Origin of the sequence: Pseudomonas sp. SWRI81 (genome assembly GCF_014268545.1) — a bacterium.
GTDB lineage: Bacteria > Pseudomonadota > Gammaproteobacteria > Pseudomonadales > Pseudomonadaceae > Aquipseudomonas > Aquipseudomonas hamedanensis.
In genome coordinates this window covers 1-18,622 of the sequence record NZ_JABWQS010000013.1, presented here as the reverse complement: position 1 = coordinate 18,622, position 18,622 = coordinate 1, and the positions used below count along the sequence as shown (strand labels likewise).

Below are 18,622 nucleotides of genomic sequence, written 5' to 3'. Positions count from 1 at the left end.
ATTTTTGTCACTCGGGTGGTTCACCACCGTTACGTAGCGTTAGTGGAATGGCTGTTTTGACCGGGACTCGCAAGTGCTTGATGCACGAGCGATTCCCTGCAAACGCTACCTGCGAAACGAACTGTCGAGGGTGCGAGCGTCACTCCCGGCAACCCGATTGAGCCATGGGCTGCTTCGCGAACCTGTGCCGACGGTGGTCGGCAGCGGAGGATTTCACATGGCAACGCTCATCGGTACGGTCACTAAAGTCATTGGTCAGGTATTTGCCCAGAAGGCCAACGGCGAGAAAATTCTCTTGATCGAAGGCGATCGCTTGAACGCCGGCGATCAACTGATCACCGGCGCGGAAGGCGCGGTGGCGGTGAAACTGCAAAACGGCCAGGAATTGACCCTCGGGCGTGGCAGCAGCATCACAATGACCGGGCAGTTGCTGGCCGACCAGGCTGTCGCCGTGAAAGTGGACGAAGCGCAGACTCCGAGCCAGGCGCAGCTGACCGATGTCGAGCAGATCCAGAAAGCCATCGCCGCCGGTGAAGACCCGAGCCAGACCGCCGAAGCCACTGCGGCCGGTCCCAATGCCCCCAGCGCCACACCGGGCGATGCGGGCGGCGGGCACAGTTTTGTCCTGCTGACCGAAGTGGGCGGACGGGTCGATCCGGTGATCGGTTTCCCAACCGCCGGTTTCAACGGCATTCCCGAATTCCCTGAAGAACGCCGCGAAGCGGTGATCGATGACGGCGACGACACTCCCGCGCCGATCGTGGTGCCTCCGCCACCGGTGAACAATCCGGTCACGCTCAACGGTCTCGACACGTCTGGCGGCGAACTGAACCTCAATGAAGCCAATCTGCCTGACGGCACGGCGGCCAATCCAGGCGCGCTGACCCAGAGCGGCAGCTTCACCGTCTCCGCACCGGACGGTTTGACCAGCCTGAGCATCGGCGGCATCAACCTGATCAACGCTGGCGTGGCGCTGGGTTTCCCGCAGTCGATCACCACGCAACTGGGCAACACCCTGACCATCACCGGCTACAACCCGGCAACCGGCACGGTCACCTACAGCTACACGCTCAATGGCAACGAAACCCACGCCGCGGGCGACGGCGCCAACAGTCTCAGCGAACAATTCACGGTGATTGCCGTCGACAGCAATGGCGACACGGCGAGCGGCACGCTGGACGTGAACATCACCGATGACGTGCCCAAAGCTGTTGACGACGCTAACGGCACAGCCTCGGAAACCTTGCTGACCCTGACCGGCAACGTGCTGACCAACGACGTACAAGGCGCCGACCGCGTACCCACCGGCCCCGTAACCCCCGGAACTTTCACCGGCACTTACGGCACCTTGGTGCTCAACGCTGACGGCACTTACACCTACACCCTCAACACCAGCGACGCCGATTTCAAAGCGCTGACCGGTGGTGGCAATGGCACGGAAACGTTCGCCTATGTGATTACCGATGCCGACGGCGACACCAGCACCGCCAACCTCGTGCTGCAGATTCACAACAACGATGATCCGGTGATCATCGACGGCCTCGATGTAAATGGCGGCGAACTCACCGTTTACGAAAAAAACCTCAGCGATGGCAGCGCCCCGGATGCCGGCGCGCTGACGCAAAACGGCACGTTCACCATCACTGCTTTGGACGGCGTAACGACGCTGACCGTTGGCGGTATCGCCGTGGTCACTAGCGGCGTGGCCGCAGGCTTCCCGCAATCGATCACCACGCCACAGGGCAACACGTTGACCATCACCGGTTTTAACGCTGCAACCGGCGTGGTCAGCTACAGCTACACCCTGGCCGACAACGAAGCGCATCCGAATGCCGACGGCGCAAACAACCTGCCTGAGCAATTTGCTGTCACGGTGGTCGACGACAACGGCACCACCGCCAACGGCACGCTGGATGTGAACATCGTTGATGACCTGCCCAAAGCTATCGATGACAGCAACGGCACCGCCTCGGAAACCCAACTGACCCTGACCGGCAACGTCCTCACCAACGACGTACAAGGCGCCGACCGTGTCCCGACTGGTCCTGTCACCGCCGGCACCTTCACCGGCACTTACGGCACCTTGGTGCTGAACGCTGACGGCACTTACACCTACACCCTGAACACCAGCGACGCCGATTTCAAAGCGCTGACCGGTGGCGGCAACGGCACGGAAACGTTCGCCTATGTGATTACCGATGCCGACGGCGACACCAGCACCGCCAACCTCGTGCTGCAGATTCACAACAACGATGATCCGGTGATCATCGACGGCCTCGATGTAAATGGCGGCGAACTCACCGTTTACGAAAAAAACCTCAGCGATGGCAGCGCCCCGGATGCCGGCGCGCTGACGCAAAACGGCACGTTCACCATCACTGCTTTGGACGGCGTAACGACGCTGACCGTTGGCGGTATCGCCGTGGTCACTGGCGGTGTAGCCGCAGGCTTCCCGCAATCGATCACCACGCCACAGGGCAACACGCTGACCATCACCGGCTTCAACGCTGCAACTGGCGTGGTCAGTTACAGCTACACCCTGGCCGACAACGAAGCGCATCCGAATGCCGACGGCGCAAACAACCTGCCGGAGCAATTTGCTGTCACGGTGGTGGACGACAACGGCACCACCGCCAACGGCACGCTGGATGTGAACATCGTTGATGACTTGCCGAAGGCCAACGATGACAGCAACGGAACGGCCTCGGAATCTCAACTGACCCTGACCGGCAACGTCCTCACCAACGACGTACAAGGCGCCGACCGCGTACCGACCGGCCCGGTTACACCCGGCACCTTCACCGGCACTTACGGCACGCTGGTGCTGAACGCTGACGGCACTTACACCTACACCCTCAACACCAGCGACGCCGATTTCAAAGCGCTGACCGGTGGTGGCAACGGCACGGAAACTTTCGCCTATGTGATTACTGATGCCGATGGCGACACCAGCACCGCTAACCTCGTTTTGCAGATTCACAACAACGACGATCCAGTTGTCATCGACGGCCTCGATGTAAATGGCGGCGAACTCACCGTTTACGAAAAGAACCTCAGCGATGGCACCAGCCCCAACACACCCGCGCTGACCCAGAGCGGCACCTTCACCGTTAGCGCGCTTGATGGCCTGCAAACCCTCACGGTGGGTGGCATTGCCGTGGTCACCAACGGCGTCGCGGCAGGCTTCCCGCAATCGGCCATCACTCCGCTGGGCAGCACGTTGACCATCACCGGTTACGACCCGGTGACCGGCGTGGTCAGCTACAGCTACACCCTGGCCGACAACGAAAACCATCCCACCGCCAATGGCGCCAACAGCCTCAGCGAAAATTTCGAGGTGGTCGCGACCGACACTGATGGCAGCACGGCGGCAGGGCAGATCAACGTCAACATCGTCGACGACCTGCCGACCGCTAATCCGGATGCGGCTTCGGTCGTGGAGGGCGGCACCGTCAGCGGCAACGTGCTGAACAATGACATCGGCGGCGCCGACGGCCCGGCCGTCACGGGCGCAGTGGTCGGCGTGCGCGCCGGTGCCGATACCTCGACCTCCGCCATCGGCGGCCTCAATTCGCAAATCAACGGCACCTACGGCTACCTGACCCTGGACGCCAACGGCAACGCGGTTTATCACAGCAATCCCAACGTGGTGAACGGCCCGGGCGCGGTGGATGTGTTCACCTACACCGTGCGCGATGCAGACGGTGACGAAAGCACTACCACCATTACCATCGACGTCTACAACAGCTGCCTGAAAGCCGTCAGCGACACCGATGCCACCGTCTATGAAAAATCCCTCGACCTGATCAAGGACGGCCAGGATCTGGCGGCGGGCAGCGTGGTTGGCAGCGATCCGAACAGCACGGGCGAAACCGCGTCCGGCACGCTGGTCGGTTCGGTCACCGGCGCGGTCGGTGCAATCAGTTATGCGCTGGTCGGCAGTGCTACCGGCAACTATGGACAAATCGTCCTCAACCCCAACGGCACTTACACCTACACGCTGACGTCACCGGCCAGCACCACACCGCACGCTGACGATGGCGCCAACAGCCTGAGCGAAACCTTCACCTATCAGGCCACCGACTCGCTGGGCAACGTTGTCACCAGCAGCATCGTTGTGAGCATCGTCGATGACGTGCCGAAAGCGCTGAACGACAGCAATGCCGACAGCGCAACAGAGACCCTGTTGACCCTGATCGGCAACGTGCTCGACAACGACGTACAAGGCGCCGACATCGTTGCGAGCGGGCCGATCACCCCCGGTACCTTCACCGGCACCTACGGCACGATGGTGCTCAACGCCGACGGCACTTACACCTACACGCTCAATACCAATGACGTCGACTTCAAGAATCTGCACGGCGGCGGCAACGGCAGCGAAACGTTCACCTACACATTGACCGATGCCGATGGCGACACCAGCACTGCCAACCTGGTGCTGAACGTCCATAACAACGATGACCCGGTGTGCCTCGACGGCCTCAATGTGAAGGGCGGCGAACTCACCGTTTACGAGAAAAATCTCAGCGACGGCAGCAGCCCCGATACTCCGGCGCTGACCCAGAGCGGCAGCTTCACCGTCACCGCCCTCGATGGCCTGCAAACCCTCACGGTGGGTGGCATTGCCGTGGTCACCAACGGCGTCGCGGCAGGCTTCCCGCAATCGGCCATCACTCCGCTGGGCAGCACGTTGACGATTACCGGTTACGACCCGGCGACCGGTGTGGTCAGCTACAGCTACACCTTGATGGATAACGAAAGTCATTCGACCGCCAATGGCGCCAACAGCCTCAGCGAAAACTTCGAGGTGGTCGCGACCGACACTGATGGCAGCACTGCCAGCGGCCAGATCAACGTCAACATCGTCGACGACTTGCCCACCGCACACCCGGATGCCGCATCGGTGGCGGAGGGCGGCACGGTCAGCGGCAACGTGCTGAACAATGACATCGGCGGCGCTGACGGGCCGGCCGTCACGGGCGCAGTGATCGGCGTGCGTGCCGGCGCCGATACATCCACTTCCGCCATCGGTGGTTTGAATTCGCAGATCAACGGCACCTACGGCTACCTGACTCTCGACGCGAACGGCAACGCCGTCTACCACAGCAATCCCGACGCGGTGAACGGTCCGGGCGCGGTCGATGTGTTCACTTACACCGTGCGCGATTCCGACGGGGACGAAAGCACCACCACCCTCATCATCGACGTGCATGACAGCTGCTTGATAGCAATCAGCGATACTGATGTCACCGTCTACGAAAAAGCCCTCGACCTGACCCAGGACGGCCAGGATCTCGCCCCCGGTACGGTCACCGGCAGCGAACCGGGCAACAGCGGCGAAACCGCGAGCGGCACGCTGGTCGGTTCGGTCAGCGGCGGCAGCGGCGCGATCACTTACACCTTGGTTGGCAGCGCCACCGGCAGTTATGGGCAACTGCTGCTCAATGCTGACGGCACCTATACCTACACGCTGACCTCGGCACCGAAAACCGCGCCGAACGCCAACGACGGGCCGAACACCCTGAGTGAAAGCTTCACCTATAAAGCCACCGATTCGCTGGGCAACAGCACCACCAGCACCCTCGTCGTCAACATTGTCGATGACGTGCCCAAAGCGGTGGCGTCGGACCGTTCGGTGGCGGCGGTGGAGATCGATTCCAACCTGCTGATCGTCCTCGACATCTCCGGCAGCATGGCCGACCCCTCCGGCGTGCCGGGCCTGTCGCGACTGGCGCTGGCCAAGCAGGCGATCAGCGCCTTGCTCGACAAGTACGACGATCTGGGCGATGTGAAAGTGCAGCTTGTCACCTTCAGCAGCGATGCCACGGACCGCACGGCGGTGTGGGTGGATGTGGCGACGGCAAAAACAATTCTTGCCGGCCTCAATGCCGGCGGCGGCACCAACTACGACGCCGCTGTGGCGGTGATGCAGAGCGCATTCAACACCTCGGGCAAACTCACCGGGGCGCAGAACGTCGGCTACTTCTTCTCTGACGGCAAACCCAATGAAGGCGAGATCAACGCCGCCGAAGAAGCTGCGCTGAAAAATTTCCTCGATGCCAACAACATCAAGAACTACGCGATCGGCCTGGGCAGTGGTGTGAGCAACGCCTACCTCGATCCGCTGGCCTACGACGGTATCAGCCACACCAACACCAACGCGGTGGTGGTCACCGACCTCAACCAACTCAATTCGGTGCTGTCCGGCACTGTGCAGGGCGCACCGGTCACCGGTTCGTTGCTGGGCGAGGGCGGTTCGTTTGGCGCCGATGGCGGTTTCATCAAATCCATCGTGGTCGACGGCACCACTTACACCTACGATCCGAAATCCCTCAGCGGTCAGGGTTCGTTGACCGCCAGCGGCGGCGCCAACCACGGCACCTTCAACACCGCGAATAACACCGTGAGCATCGCCACCAACAACAGCGGCACTCTGGTGATCAACCTCGACACCGGCGAATACAGCTACATCTCGCAGAAAACCACCGCCGTGGTCATCACCGAAAACATCGGCTTCACCGTCAGCGATAACGACGGCGACCTGGCCAGTTCGACGCTGACCGTGAAAGTGATCCCGAACGCGCCGCCCGTGGCGATGGATGACCACGTCATCACCAACGTGCTCTCGGGCAATATCGTGGTGCCGGGCGAGCTGTTGCTGGCCAACGACACCGACCCCAACGGCGATCCCCTCAACGCCACGCCGACCAGCTTCAACACCGGCTGGGTCTCGAAAGCGGCGGATTTCACCGGCACTGGCACGATCAACTTCACCGGCACCAATGCCAATAACAGCGCCAATCAGACCCTGGCCAACGTGCGCAACGCCTTCAGTGCCAATGCCGCGACCATGACCGCGGTGCTGGTGGTCAGCGGCTACCTCGGCATGGTGAGCAACAGCAACGCCAACGATGAAGACCGCATCACCGTCCACCTGCGCCAGGGTGAAACCCTCAACCTGGATCACAACCTGGGCGCCGGTCAGATCAGCCTGGAGTATTCGCTCAACGGCGGCGCCTACCTGCCATTGACGGATGGGCAAACCCTAACCGCCTCAGCCGATGGCATCTACCAGATCCACATCACCAACATCAGCAACGGCGGTGGCGGCAACGCCAATGCGGCGGAAAACTATCAGTTGACCATGACCCTCAACTACACCGGAGCCCACGACGTCGCCCCGGATTTCAACGGCAGCTACACCGCCAGCGACAACCACGGCGGCAGCGACACCGCCAACGTCGGCATCAGCTATCAGGACGGCCACACCCTCACCGGGACTGCCGGCGACGATATTTTGATGGCGGGCGCTGGCAACAACGTGATCAACGCTGGCGACGGCAACGACGTACTCACCGCAGGTTCCGGCAACAACGAAATGCACGGCGGTGCCGGCAACGATCTGCTCTACAGCGGCGCCGGCAATGACCTGCTCGACGGCGGCACGGGCAGCGACACCGCCAGCTATGCCCACGCCACGGCGGCGGTCACGGTCAACCTCGGCCTGCTCGGTGCGCAAAACACCCTCGGTGCCGGGACGGACACCCTGACCGGCATCGAAAACCTGCTCGGCTCGAACTTCAATGACAGCCTCAGCGGCGACGGCAATAGCAACGTGATCAACGGCGGCTTGGGTAACGACGTGCTCAATGGCGGCGGCGGTGACGACCTGCTGATCGGTAGCCTGGGCAACAACACCCTGACCGGCGGGGCAGGGGCCGATACGTTCCAGTGGCTCAAAGGCAATAGCGGCCATGACCTGATCACCGACTTCACTCCCGGCACCGACAAGCTCGACCTGTCGCAACTGCTGCAAGGTGAAAACGGCAGCACGGAGTCGCTGGATGATTACCTGCATTTCACCGTCACTGGCAGCGGCGCTTCGGTACTCACCAGCATCGACGTCAGCGCCATGGCCGGCGCCACGCCGAACCAGACCATTGACCTGGCCGGCGTCAACCTTGCCAGCCACTATGGTGTCACGCCGGGCGCCGGCGGGATGGTCGCTAGCGGGCACGACACGGCGACGATCATCAGCGGGATGCTCAATGACCATTCGCTGAAGGTGGATACCGTTTGATCTGAGGTCTGAAAACACAAAACCCGCCGCCCCGGTTGATTCGGGACGGCGGGTTTTGTCTGTGCGCAGAGGTGTCTTGCCTGTGAATCAGACTTCGCGAGCAGACTCGCTCCCACATTGGAACGCGGTCAAACGGTGGGAGCGAGCCTGCTCGCGAAGAGGCCCGTGTGAACAGCGCATAATTGCGCCGGCCTGCCTCAACTCCAGATTATCTGACGCCCGATCCACCGCCCAATACCCTTCCCCTGCAAATCGCCTTCCGACAAACGGTAGCAATACCTGTAATTTCTGACAGTAGGCAGGACGTCTTCAACGTCGTTAAATCAATTCCAGCAGCAACCCATCACCCCTGGTGATTCGTGCATGTTCTGCTCGGGATGAGGCGAGGGAGGTCGTTCAATGCAACGCTCTGAATACACGGATGATGACCTGCTTGAGGTGCCTCAAGTCCCTGCCATTCTCAAAGATGAAGAAGGCAAGGAAAGCCCCGATGGGCTGTTGCCGCGTTCCGTGTTGGCCGAAGACCTGACGGTCGTCATCCCGGATTGGAGCGCTCCCTTCGAAGATCCCATTCCCTTCATCGTTATCATTAGCTGGGTAGCACAGGGCGGACCGTTCACGGAAGTCTACCGTGAACCTTTCGACGATCCCGGAGAGAAGACGCTGGTTGTCCCCCGGGACAAGTTGAACTTCGATCACGGCACTTATTCCCTGTCGTACAGAGTCAGCTATGGCGGCAACCCGCTGGACTCAGAGATAAAGCGAGTCACAGTCGACAGATCGCCGCCGAACGATAATCAGGAACCCGATCCTCTGATTTTGCTGGATGTGGCTGGCGACATCACTGACGACTACCTCTCCCAGCATGGCGAAGTACGGTTTCAGGTACCGTTCTACGTCGACGCCAGGGGGAAGGATCGTGCGATCTATTACTGGACGGAAGACCCGGATCCCCCGGATTCGGAAATCGAAATAGCTGAGCAGGAGTTCAGCCAGGAGGACATCGACCAGAAACGTTTGATCATCACCATGACTGAGGCAGATATTCGTGATAGCGGTCCCGGGCAGCGCTTCATTTACTACCGGCTCCGCGACTGGTCTGGAAATCGCGGGCCGCGCTCAACTTTGCTGCCGGCTTTCGTCAATCTGAATCCGGCCCCGGGCAAACTCAAACCGCCTAAGGTGCCATTGTCAGTGCGTGGCTTCATTGACCGTGAACATGCCCGTGAAGGCGCCGTAAACCAACGGGCTGTCACCGTCGAAATCGATGAGTATGAAAACCCGGATCCTTCCGACAAGGTGTTGATTGACTGGAACGGTCACGCACTCACCCCGCTCGACGTCGATCCCGGCAAGTTCCCGCAAGTGGCTATTGTGCCCTGGATGACCCTGACAGCAGACGGACTAGGGCCACTGAACGTTCGCGTGAGCTACCGCATACAGCGCGGCGGTACGCCGACTTTGCCATCAGCCGATACGCGGGTGATGGTGAATCTGACGATCGCTGGGCAGGATCATGCCAACGCCCCGGCACTATTGAATACCACGTTGGCCAAGGTTGAAGTTTACGGTGCCCGATCCAGGCAATTGAACAAACTACTCACCATCGATTTCGGGGAGCCAGCCGAGGCACATCTAAGGCTGTATGACGCACCGTTACTCGGTGAAAAGCTGTTCCTCTACTGGGGCGCAATCAGTACGCCCATCGCAGAGTATGAAGTTCAAGCCGGTGATGTCGCCGGCAAGCTGCTCATCTTCATCGTTCCCTGGGAGGCGATCGAGCAGGACAAAGTGAATCCGTCGCTGCCGACCTGGTATACCACCAGTAATGGCGTGAACCTGCAGCAGGCGGATGCAACGACCGTTGACATTGCGATCATTGTTATCGAGAACTTGCCAGAGCCGACATTTCCTCATGCCAACATGCATGGCCAACTTCATTGCTGCAGCAAACCCAGATTATGGGAAGGCGTGTTCGTACATATCAGCGGTAATGCAGCCTTCGATGAAGACGATATCGTGGAGTTGTCTTGGCAGGGGTGTTCCGGTCTGAATGGAACCGATCCGATTGACGGAACGGACGAAACATTCAAAACAACGCTGACCGCCGAGCAGGCTCGCGAAGGTTTTGATGTGCATGTCAGTGACTACGAGCGTTTGATTGCGCCCATGGTAAACGATGGCTCGGCGTTGTGCAGTTATCACCTGAAAAAAGCTAATGGTGGCATAGGTAATTCAATGCCTGAGTTTGTCCTTATCAATCGAACGTGGCCGAGTGGCGCCGTTTGCAGCCCGGACAATGACCTGTGTGAAGTTTAACTTACAGGCGGGTTGACGATGTTCGGTCGAAGTTGATTCAAGGCTTTATTCAATTTTTTTCACCCATGCAGTCGTTGTGTACAAAGCTCTGGCCAGGAAGCTGTTCGCCCTGTGCCAATCAAAAAGTTGCTCAGAGGATGATAAAAAATGACAAGTTTTCACTCGTTGACACCGGCGCAGAACCGCGAACGTTTCTCTAATGTTCGTTTTCGCAGGCCGAAAGCGGCGGCATTGCCCCCGAAACTTCATCCGGATAATCCGCTGCTGGCTGATGAAACGGATGATGCTCCCAACCAACTGCACTCAAGCTTTCAAGGATTTCCGCTGAAAGTGCAGATCCCGCGATTTGCCGAAGCGGATGATCCAAACGGTGTTCAAGGATTTCTTCAACTTTTGTGGGATGGCACCAGCCGGGGTATCCGGTTCAATTTTACAACTCCGGTTGATCCGGCTACGACGGTGTTTGATCTGGTTTTGCCTGAGGGCTACACATCATCCTCAGGACCTCATGAGTTGAGTTATGTATTGAATTTTGGCGGTAATCCATCGGATGTAACACCACTCCCAATCAACATTGATACAACGCCCCCAGTAGCTTTCGGCAAAGCAACTGTTCCTCCTGAGGTGGAGAGAGACGGCATTACAAAAAAATACCTCGACGATCACGGGTTCGTATTGGTAACCGTTCCAAATTATGGAAGCAAAAAGCTTGGTGACCTCGTTGAGTGTTTCTTTGGATCGAGTTTGCCAACTCCGACGCTAATCGGAACAGTGACCATAACTGATCCGGCAGCTCCGATAACATTTCAATTGACCCCTGCACTGGTCGGAACCGAGGAAGGTCTGAGATCCATTTTTTATTACCTCAGCGACCGTAAAGGTAACCGAAACACGCCAGTGTACTACACGGAACTCAATGTCTCGCTGACCGATCCGCCTGAAGGGCTTATAGCACCCAGTATCCCTTTGTTTGATGACGATGCCGCCCCCAAGCTGATAGATCTGGCTGATGCCCAGGCCCCTCTGGGGGTCGGTATTCTGGCTGAATATACAAACTATATGACGGATGTCGACGAGTTGGAAGTGACTTTCGACGGGGTCGTGCAACCGGCGCAGAAGATCAATACGTTTCCGTTCTACGTGAACATTCCTTATCGGGATGTATTCAACGGCAACCTCGATGAAAAAAAGGTACCCGTAAGTTATCGGATCAAACGCCATAACCTGCGCTATCCACTTGGCGCAACGCCACCTTCAAAAGACGTGGACGTTGACCTGCGCCGGCCCGGAGACGGCGACGGCGGCGAGAATCCGGATCCAACTCTGGCGCTTGCGATTGTGCAAGGTGCGGTTACGACTACTCCGAATACTCTGCGGGAAGAGGACAAAGACCAGGAGGTAACTGTAACTGTTCCGGTTTTCGGCGGTATCAAAGCCAACGATGTTATGACACTGATATGGAAAGGCGTTGACGTTACGGACGCGCAAGGTGGTGTAAAAGAGTTGGACGGGACGGAAACCGGGAACTTGGTTTTCAGTTTACTTTGGGAGGTCGCAGACGCGGGTGGCAATGGTAATCCGCTGCCGGTCACCTACAAGATTACCAACCCTGACATCAATCAAAACGAAGTGCACTCATTGCCTCAGGACGTCGACGTGCTCATTCGGCAGGGTGTGATTCCCGAAGTCAAGTTTCAGCATCTTGATCCGGACTTCATTGAATGGTTTAACTGTGGTTCACTGCGCCCGGACCCGGTTCTGACCCTATGTGCAGAAGTGCTGGTTTCCGGTGGCGAGCCGCAATTGGCCGGTCAAACTCTGGAATTTACATATCAGGGTTATACCGATTCGGCCGGTACGGTAGTAAAACCCAACACTGATCAAAAAGTCTCTTACGCGCCGACACCACAGGAAGCGAATGACGGGTTTATCGTAAAAATTCCCTATCAGAAAATATTGGCTACGGAGAGCGCTTGGGGCGATATCACTTATTCGGCAATGATTGACGGGCGCCCGGTATCAGCTCAGAGACACTTGGTCAGGGTACACATGAAGAAAGGCGACGGGGCAGTCTGTGATATCTGATCGTTGATGTTAGGGAGGCATTTGTGCCTCCCTTTTTTTTGAAGGATTACCAAGTGGTAGGAAGTTTCCGAGCGCATCGAAGACTATTCCTACATTTTGTTGTGGAGAGGTCAGGTTATCGTTCGCTTCCGTCAATGCTATTGAGTTGCTCGGGCCCGTAATAATTTCTAGGTGAATCAATCATGAAAATGTTGGATGTATCACACGTTCGCGCTTTTTCAGCACGGTCTGGAGTATTGCTTTGCCTGCCAGCCGTTTTTTTTTTCGCAAACTTTGCCCATTCGGCCACTATCGTTGATAACACCACGCTGAATATCGATTCGTCTACCGCGCCTACCGACTACCTGGTGCGCAACAAAGGCGTACTGAATGCCTCCGATGCCAATACCCGATCGATCACGGCGCAATCCGGTTCGTCGCTAAGCATCAACGGCAGCACCATCGTTGGTAACGACGGTGGTGATGGCGTAACCGTGACCAGCAGTCGGGCAAGCATCGATCGAACGACGGTGACCAGTGATGAAATCGGGCTGGCGGTCAATCGCTCCAGTGTCGCCGCGGGCGGAGCCACCGTGACCGTGTCCGACAGCCAGATCAGTGGACAACTGATTGGTTCGCAGGTTACGGGCCTGAGCTCCCTGTCATTGACCAATACGCAAGTCATGGGCGCGGCCAGCGATGGCATTGGTGTGAATATCCTTGGTGGAGAGGTGAGTGCTTCCGCGCGTACGACCATCACCGGCCAGGCGACAGGGGTGCGGATGGTCAATGACGCCCTCAATGTGGGAAGCCGTACCCTTTCGCTGGATAATTCCACGGTGCAAGGTATTGGTGGTTCTGCGATTCTGGTGGATCGTGGTACTGAGGCCACGATAAACGTTCTCGACGGTTCCAGCCTTGTTGCTGGCAACGGCAGATTATTGGATGTTCAAGGCTCATCGATCGCGAGCCTGACCGTGGCCAACAGCACGTTGAATGGAAACGTCAATGTGGCGGATAACAGTACGGCCAATCTTCTTTTCGACCGAGGGGAAATAACAGGCAATGTGCTGGTTGACGGCAGCTCTACTGCCAGCGTCACGCTGGAAAACAACTCGCAATTGACGGGACGCCTCGACAACGTCGACAGCGTCAGTATCAACAGCAATTCGAACTGGACCCTGACCGGCAACGACTCGATCGGCGCGCTGAGCATGGACGGCGGGCGTGTGACATTCGGCGCGGCGGATGCTCCCGATACCTATTACCAGTTGAACGTCGGCGCGCTCGCGGGTACAGGTACGTTTTTGATGAAGGGCAATTTCGCCAGTGGTGAGCATGACTTTCTCAACGTGACCGGCGCTTCGGCGGGGAACTTCGCGTTGGCAGTTGCGGCCTCTGGCCTGGATGCCGCGTCGCCACAGGCCTTGACGCTGGTGCGTACCGCCACCACTGACAGTGCCAATTTTGCCCTGGCGGGTGAGCAGAGGGTGGATGTCGGCACCTGGTCCTACGGTTTGGCCAGTCGGGAAATCGAGGGGGGGGCGAAGGAGTGGTTTCTCGACCCGACCACCGAGGTGATCAGCCCCGGTGCGCGTTCGGTACTGGCGCTGTTCAACACCGCGCTTACCGTGTGGTACGGCGACATGGGGCCGTTACGCAACCGTCTGGATGAGTTGCATTTCAACGGCGACCGCTCCGGTGGCTGGATCCGCACCTATGGCAATAAATACAACGTGGCTGATGGCTCCGGCGCGGGCTATCAACAGACGCAGCAGGGCCTGTCCCTTGGCGCCGATGCGCGGCTGGGTGAAAGCGATGTGCTGGTGGGGGTTCTGGCGGGTACGAGCGAGTCGGATCTGGACCTGAAAAACGGCACCTCGGGCACAGTGAAAAGCTACTACTTCGGCCCTTACGTTACCTGGTTTGACAGCGCCAAAGGTTACTACCTGGACGGCGTGCTCAAGTTCAACCGCTATCGCAACGAGTCCAAAGTCGGCCTGAGCGATGGCAGTCGCGCCAAGGGCGATTACGACAACTGGGGCGTGGGTGGCTCGGTGGAGTTCGGTCGTCAATTCACATTGGCCGATGGGTATTTTGTCCAGCCCTTCACTCAGTGGTCGGCGGTGCAGATTCAGGACAAGCGCTACACACTCGATAACGACATGCGCGCCGATGGTGATCGCACGCGCTCATTGCTCGGCAAGGCCGGTGCCACATTCGGGCGTAACTTCGCCGTCGGCAACGGCACCGTTGTCCGGCCATATGTACGTGCCGCCATTGCCCATGAGTTCGCTACGAACAACGAGGTGAAGGTCAACGACAACGTGTTCAACAATGATTTGTCAGGTTCGCGGGCCGAGTTCGGCGCAGGGCTGGCAGTGGCCATGTCGGAGAAATGGCAGGTGCGTGCTGATTTTGATTACTCCAGAGGGGAGCATATTGAGCAGCCTTATGGGGTGAATGTGGGGATAAAGTACAGCTGGTAGTAGTTGTGCTCGTCAGGACTATTGCTTGACTGAAACCTGAGCTGTTCATCAGATAGCCGCTGGCTTCGTAAGAAGTCAGCGGCTTTTGCGCATTTTTCATACTGCAGAATTGCCGATGTTGCGCCAGTTAAATGGATCCTGATTGAAAATTTGTATCGACTGCCTTTTTTCGCCCACTTCGCACCGATGACACCCTGTTCGACCAGTTCCGCAGGCAATTGGACGATGTGCAACTCTGAATGCCGGGTAAATGCGGCGTTCTGTCAAAGTTCCCGGGCTTGTAAAGCTTGACCAGTAAGCGCAGGGACGCCGAAGGTGGATCGGATACGGTCTCACCTGCACGTGTCAGCACATAATGGCAATCTTCAATCATCCAGATTGCTCAGGCGCCGGCAAGTAAAAGAACGCCCGATCATTGACTTCGTCGGCCGCGACAAACCGCTCAAGGACCTTCGCGCCGTTGCAATAGATTTCGAGCTTGTTCCCTCTTCATGGGACTGACACTCGCATCCGTGGATGGAATGATTGAACGCGTGTTGTTTGATTTGCGCACCTGTCAGATCTGACAGGGGAATGCCCCTTTGCGACCAACGGTTATGCTGTCGGGGCACCCAGTGAAGGTGGACACAGTGGGACGGAAACGGCCTGACCCCGCCGGCCCGGTTGATTGGGCGGCGGGTTTTTTCTGCCTGAAGCCATGTGTTGGCTGAGAGTCAACCTTCGCGAGCAGGCTCGCTCCCACAGGGTTCTTCAGTTTTGTGCCGGACAAGGATCAAATGTGGGAGCGAGCCTGCTCGCGAAGAGGCCGGCATGATCGCCGAACAACTCAGCCAGCCGGCATCACCCTGGTAACTCCAGGTTATCCAGCACCCGGTTCACCGCCAGTTCCCCCAGCATAATCAGTTGCGCAATGCCCAGCAGCGTTCGGCGCTGCGACGTTGGCATGAGGCTGGCGAAGTCGTTGGCAATGTTTTTCGCCGAAGCGAGCGTTTCGCAGGCGTTGGCCAGCAGGTCTTCGTTTTTGAAGTCGGCGGTTACAGCGTACATTGCGCGGGAACTGCGGGGCGGCGGTGTGGCGCCGGGCGGGCAGAGGTAGTGATCGAGGGCGCGGTCGGCGGCTCCGTGGAGTTTTTTTGAATCGAGGGATTCGTAGGGGGAGGTGGGGTCGGATTCGGGTGGGTTGGGTGTTGGTTTAATCATGGTGAAGCTCCTAGAGTCGATGGAGCCGCCACATTTCGCTGCGATACGAAAAGTAAGGTGGCAGCTATACGCGGGTCGCAGACCGGGACTCTAGAACCGGCAGACCCGAAGGTCTCCCACGTACAGCCGCCATAAGGAAGGCGGATGTTGTGCGTCCAGAGATCGACGGGCTGCGAGACCCGATCGCTGATGTGTCAGCGACGACCCACAATAGAACCCGCCCCCAAGGCGCACAAGCCGGCGGATTCTGGCTCGGCTGTAGGCAATGGCGCAAGGATTTGTAGCCTTGAGACCGTGTCTGCAGGTGTCTTTTAAACAGCTTCGTTTAAACGAAGAGTTGCGTCGGACTTGATGGCCCCTTCGCGAGCAAGCTCGCACGCAGTTGATCCTTGTTGTAGGCAAAACCTCATGCCACTGAAGATTCCTGTGGGAGCGAGCCTGCTCGCGAAGGGGCCAGCCCTGCCGCGATAAATAAATGCGTCCCCTTTGTCGCGCCCTTTGTCGCTACTGGCCTGGCGTTCTGCTTACTTTTTCTGCCTTCTGTTTCTGCCTGGCCTTCGGTACAACTCCGTGCGTCTGCAGGGCAACTACTGCTGGGCGCTGATGCCCCCCAGACCCATCTTATCGGTCATTCAAACAGCCCACTACGAGATGATCTGGAACGGATCAATCACCAGCGTGAATAAAGTCAGCGTTGCTTGACGACGTGACCGGCTACGGGTGTCCCTTTTTCTTGGTTTTAACGATAAGACCCTGGTGCGCCTTCCGGGGCATGAAACGACAGACCACGATTGGTCTGTCCCTGGTTTTCCTGTCCCTGGTTTCCGCTCAGGCCTAACAGCTTTGTATAAAAGCATTAAAAATAGATGCAGTTTTTTAAAGTCAACAGAATCAAGCAATAATAAATATTTATATACTATCCCAAGCGTTCTATTCTTATATCATCTAAATCATATGAGGCGCCGTCCACAACACCGGGAGTAAAGGCAAATCTAAAGTAATACTGTGGATTAGATGCATCGAAACCGTAGGTAATCGACACAGAGTGACTTTCCCATCCGATTGTCGGCTGGCTTATTCCTATAGGCTCAAATTTATACCCAGCATATATAAGGATATTGTGTCCCGCGTGGCTTGATCGGAATTTGAAACTGATTTTGTATCTACTTCCGTTTACTAAGTAGCTGTAATCTTTAATTATCCCGTCAAACCATGAGTTCTTGTCCGGAATCAGGCGAACAAAATAGTTACCCCCTTCATTTACTAGCTGAGTTCTAACCGGCCGCCACTCATTCCAATCCCCACCATCAAAAGAGGTGTAGTCAACGACCGTAATGGTCCGAGGTGGTTGAGAGGTGTGCCCCCCGCCATACAGCGCCTTGGCGGTAAAACTGTGATGTCCAGGACTGAGGGCGTATACCGGCAATACCCAGATCCCTGTCGCCGTGTCTACAGTCGGCTCGCCTTTCGGCGTGTCACCATCCAACACTTGCACCCTCTGGCCTTTTTCCGCTGTACCGGTCAGTGTCACGCTGTAGTAGGTGGTGGAACCTGCGTTGGGAATCTCGACGTCTTTGGAGTCCTTCACTGAGGTGATTACAGGCTTGAGCGCCACGATATAGGTTCTCACCGGTAAGGTCACCGCTTCGGCTTCCACCTGACTGCCTCCCAGCGCGGCCTTGAACTCCAGGGTCAGGCTTGAACCGTCCTTCAACTCTTGCAGCTCGGCCTTGTCGGTTGCGTGCTCATAGCGGCCAGCGGCGATCCAGGTAGGGTTGGTCTGCCCGCTCGGCGGCTGAAACACTGTTTTGCTCCAGGCAGTATTGTCCGCCTTCGTGCCCTGCAGGCGCAGCCACACATACTGACCCAGCGCAATCAGCGGCCAGTTGAGGATCCGGATGACGGCATTTTGGGTAAGACTGGTCACGTCGAATTCCGGACCTTCGCCATTGTTGGCGGCTTGGAGGATGGTGGGTGCACGCAACGCGCTGTCGGGCAGCCGCCCAACCGCCAGGGTACGAAGTTGCGATGGTACCGGTTCACTGCTGCCACGGGTCACGGTGTAGCTCACCGTCACCGGTTTGCCGAGGTTGAAGGCAATGACCGAGTTCACTAGCGCGATCTCCTGCACCCCGACCGTCGTCACCGGCCACGGCGCGGCGGTGTGCGAGCCGCCGGCAGGCGTGCCGGGGGCGCCGGTCCAGGTCACGGTGATCTTGTCTCCGGCCAGCATCCCCACATAGTCCACCAAGGCCGTGAGGCCGGTCTGGGCGTCCACGGGATTCAGGCTGGTGTCGTTCGGCGCTTCCTTGATGCGCGGGGCGGTCAGGTCCATCGCCACCCCAACACGGAACTCCAGCGGCTCGGCATAACTCGTCCCGCCCGCCGCGCGTTTGATTTCGTACCGGGCGATCACCGTTCCGCCTTCATTGTCCTTGATCAACTTGGCTTCGATGTTGAACGGGACTTC

5 protein-coding genes and 2 pseudogenes are annotated in these 18,622 nt (G+C 58.0%); 5 read left to right on the top strand and 2 right to left on the bottom strand.

The genetic code is table 11. From position 1 onward, the window contains the following. The first annotated feature begins 217 nt into the window (after positions 1-217). From HU765_RS10900 to HU765_RS10885, 4 genes are all read left to right on the top strand, one after another. Positions 218-8,080, top strand: a complete 7,863-nt coding sequence (locus tag HU765_RS10900) for a retention module-containing protein (RefSeq protein ID WP_186620371.1) — start codon at positions 218-220, stop codon at positions 8,078-8,080. Between the two features lie 399 nt (positions 8,081-8,479). Further along, positions 8,480-10,399 (top strand): hypothetical protein, encoded by a 1,920-nt coding sequence (locus HU765_RS10895; RefSeq protein WP_186620361.1) that lies wholly within the window; start codon positions 8,480-8,482, stop codon positions 10,397-10,399. Between the two features lie 147 nt (positions 10,400-10,546). Next, the gene (locus HU765_RS10890) at positions 10,547-12,484 is read left to right on the top strand and encodes a hypothetical protein (RefSeq protein WP_238344687.1); all 1,938 of its coding nucleotides are present in this window, start codon (positions 10,547-10,549) and stop codon (positions 12,482-12,484) included. 347 nt (positions 12,485-12,831) lie between these two features. Further along, entirely contained in the window at positions 12,832-14,952 is a 2,121-nt protein-coding gene (locus HU765_RS10885) for an autotransporter outer membrane beta-barrel domain-containing protein (RefSeq protein ID WP_346727528.1), read from the top strand. A gap of 840 nt (positions 14,953-15,792) precedes the next feature. On the opposite strand, the gene HU765_RS10880 is transcribed toward HU765_RS10885, so the two are convergent. After that, complete coding sequence (locus tag HU765_RS10880) at positions 15,793-16,152, bottom strand: hypothetical protein (protein WP_186620359.1); 360 nt, start codon at positions 16,150-16,152, stop codon at positions 15,793-15,795. A 549-nt stretch (positions 16,153-16,701) separates the two neighbouring features. Between HU765_RS10880 and HU765_RS26785 the strand changes: the two are divergent. Further along, positions 16,702-16,854: pseudogene (locus tag HU765_RS26785) on the top strand (RES family NAD+ phosphorylase); the annotation flags it as partial. Positions 16,855-17,068: 214 nt separating this feature from the next. On the opposite strand, the pseudogene HU765_RS10875 reads toward HU765_RS26785, so the two are convergent. Then, positions 17,069-18,622 (bottom strand): annotated as a pseudogene (locus HU765_RS10875) (hypothetical protein); the annotation flags it as partial.

What these genes read in the sequence shown, in the direction of transcription:
- HU765_RS10900 (WP_186620371.1), top strand. Translation starts at nt 218, where the DNA reads ATGGCAACGCTCATCGGTACGGTCACTAAAGTCATTGGTCAGGTATTT.
- HU765_RS10895 (WP_186620361.1), top strand. Translation starts at nt 8,480, where the DNA reads ATGCAACGCTCTGAATACACGGATGATGACCTGCTTGAGGTGCCTCAA.
- HU765_RS10890 (WP_238344687.1), top strand. Translation starts at nt 10,547, where the DNA reads ATGACAAGTTTTCACTCGTTGACACCGGCGCAGAACCGCGAACGTTTC.
- HU765_RS10880 (WP_186620359.1), bottom strand. Translation starts at nt 16,152, where the DNA reads ATGATTAAACCAACACCCAACCCACCCGAATCCGACCCCACCTCCCCC.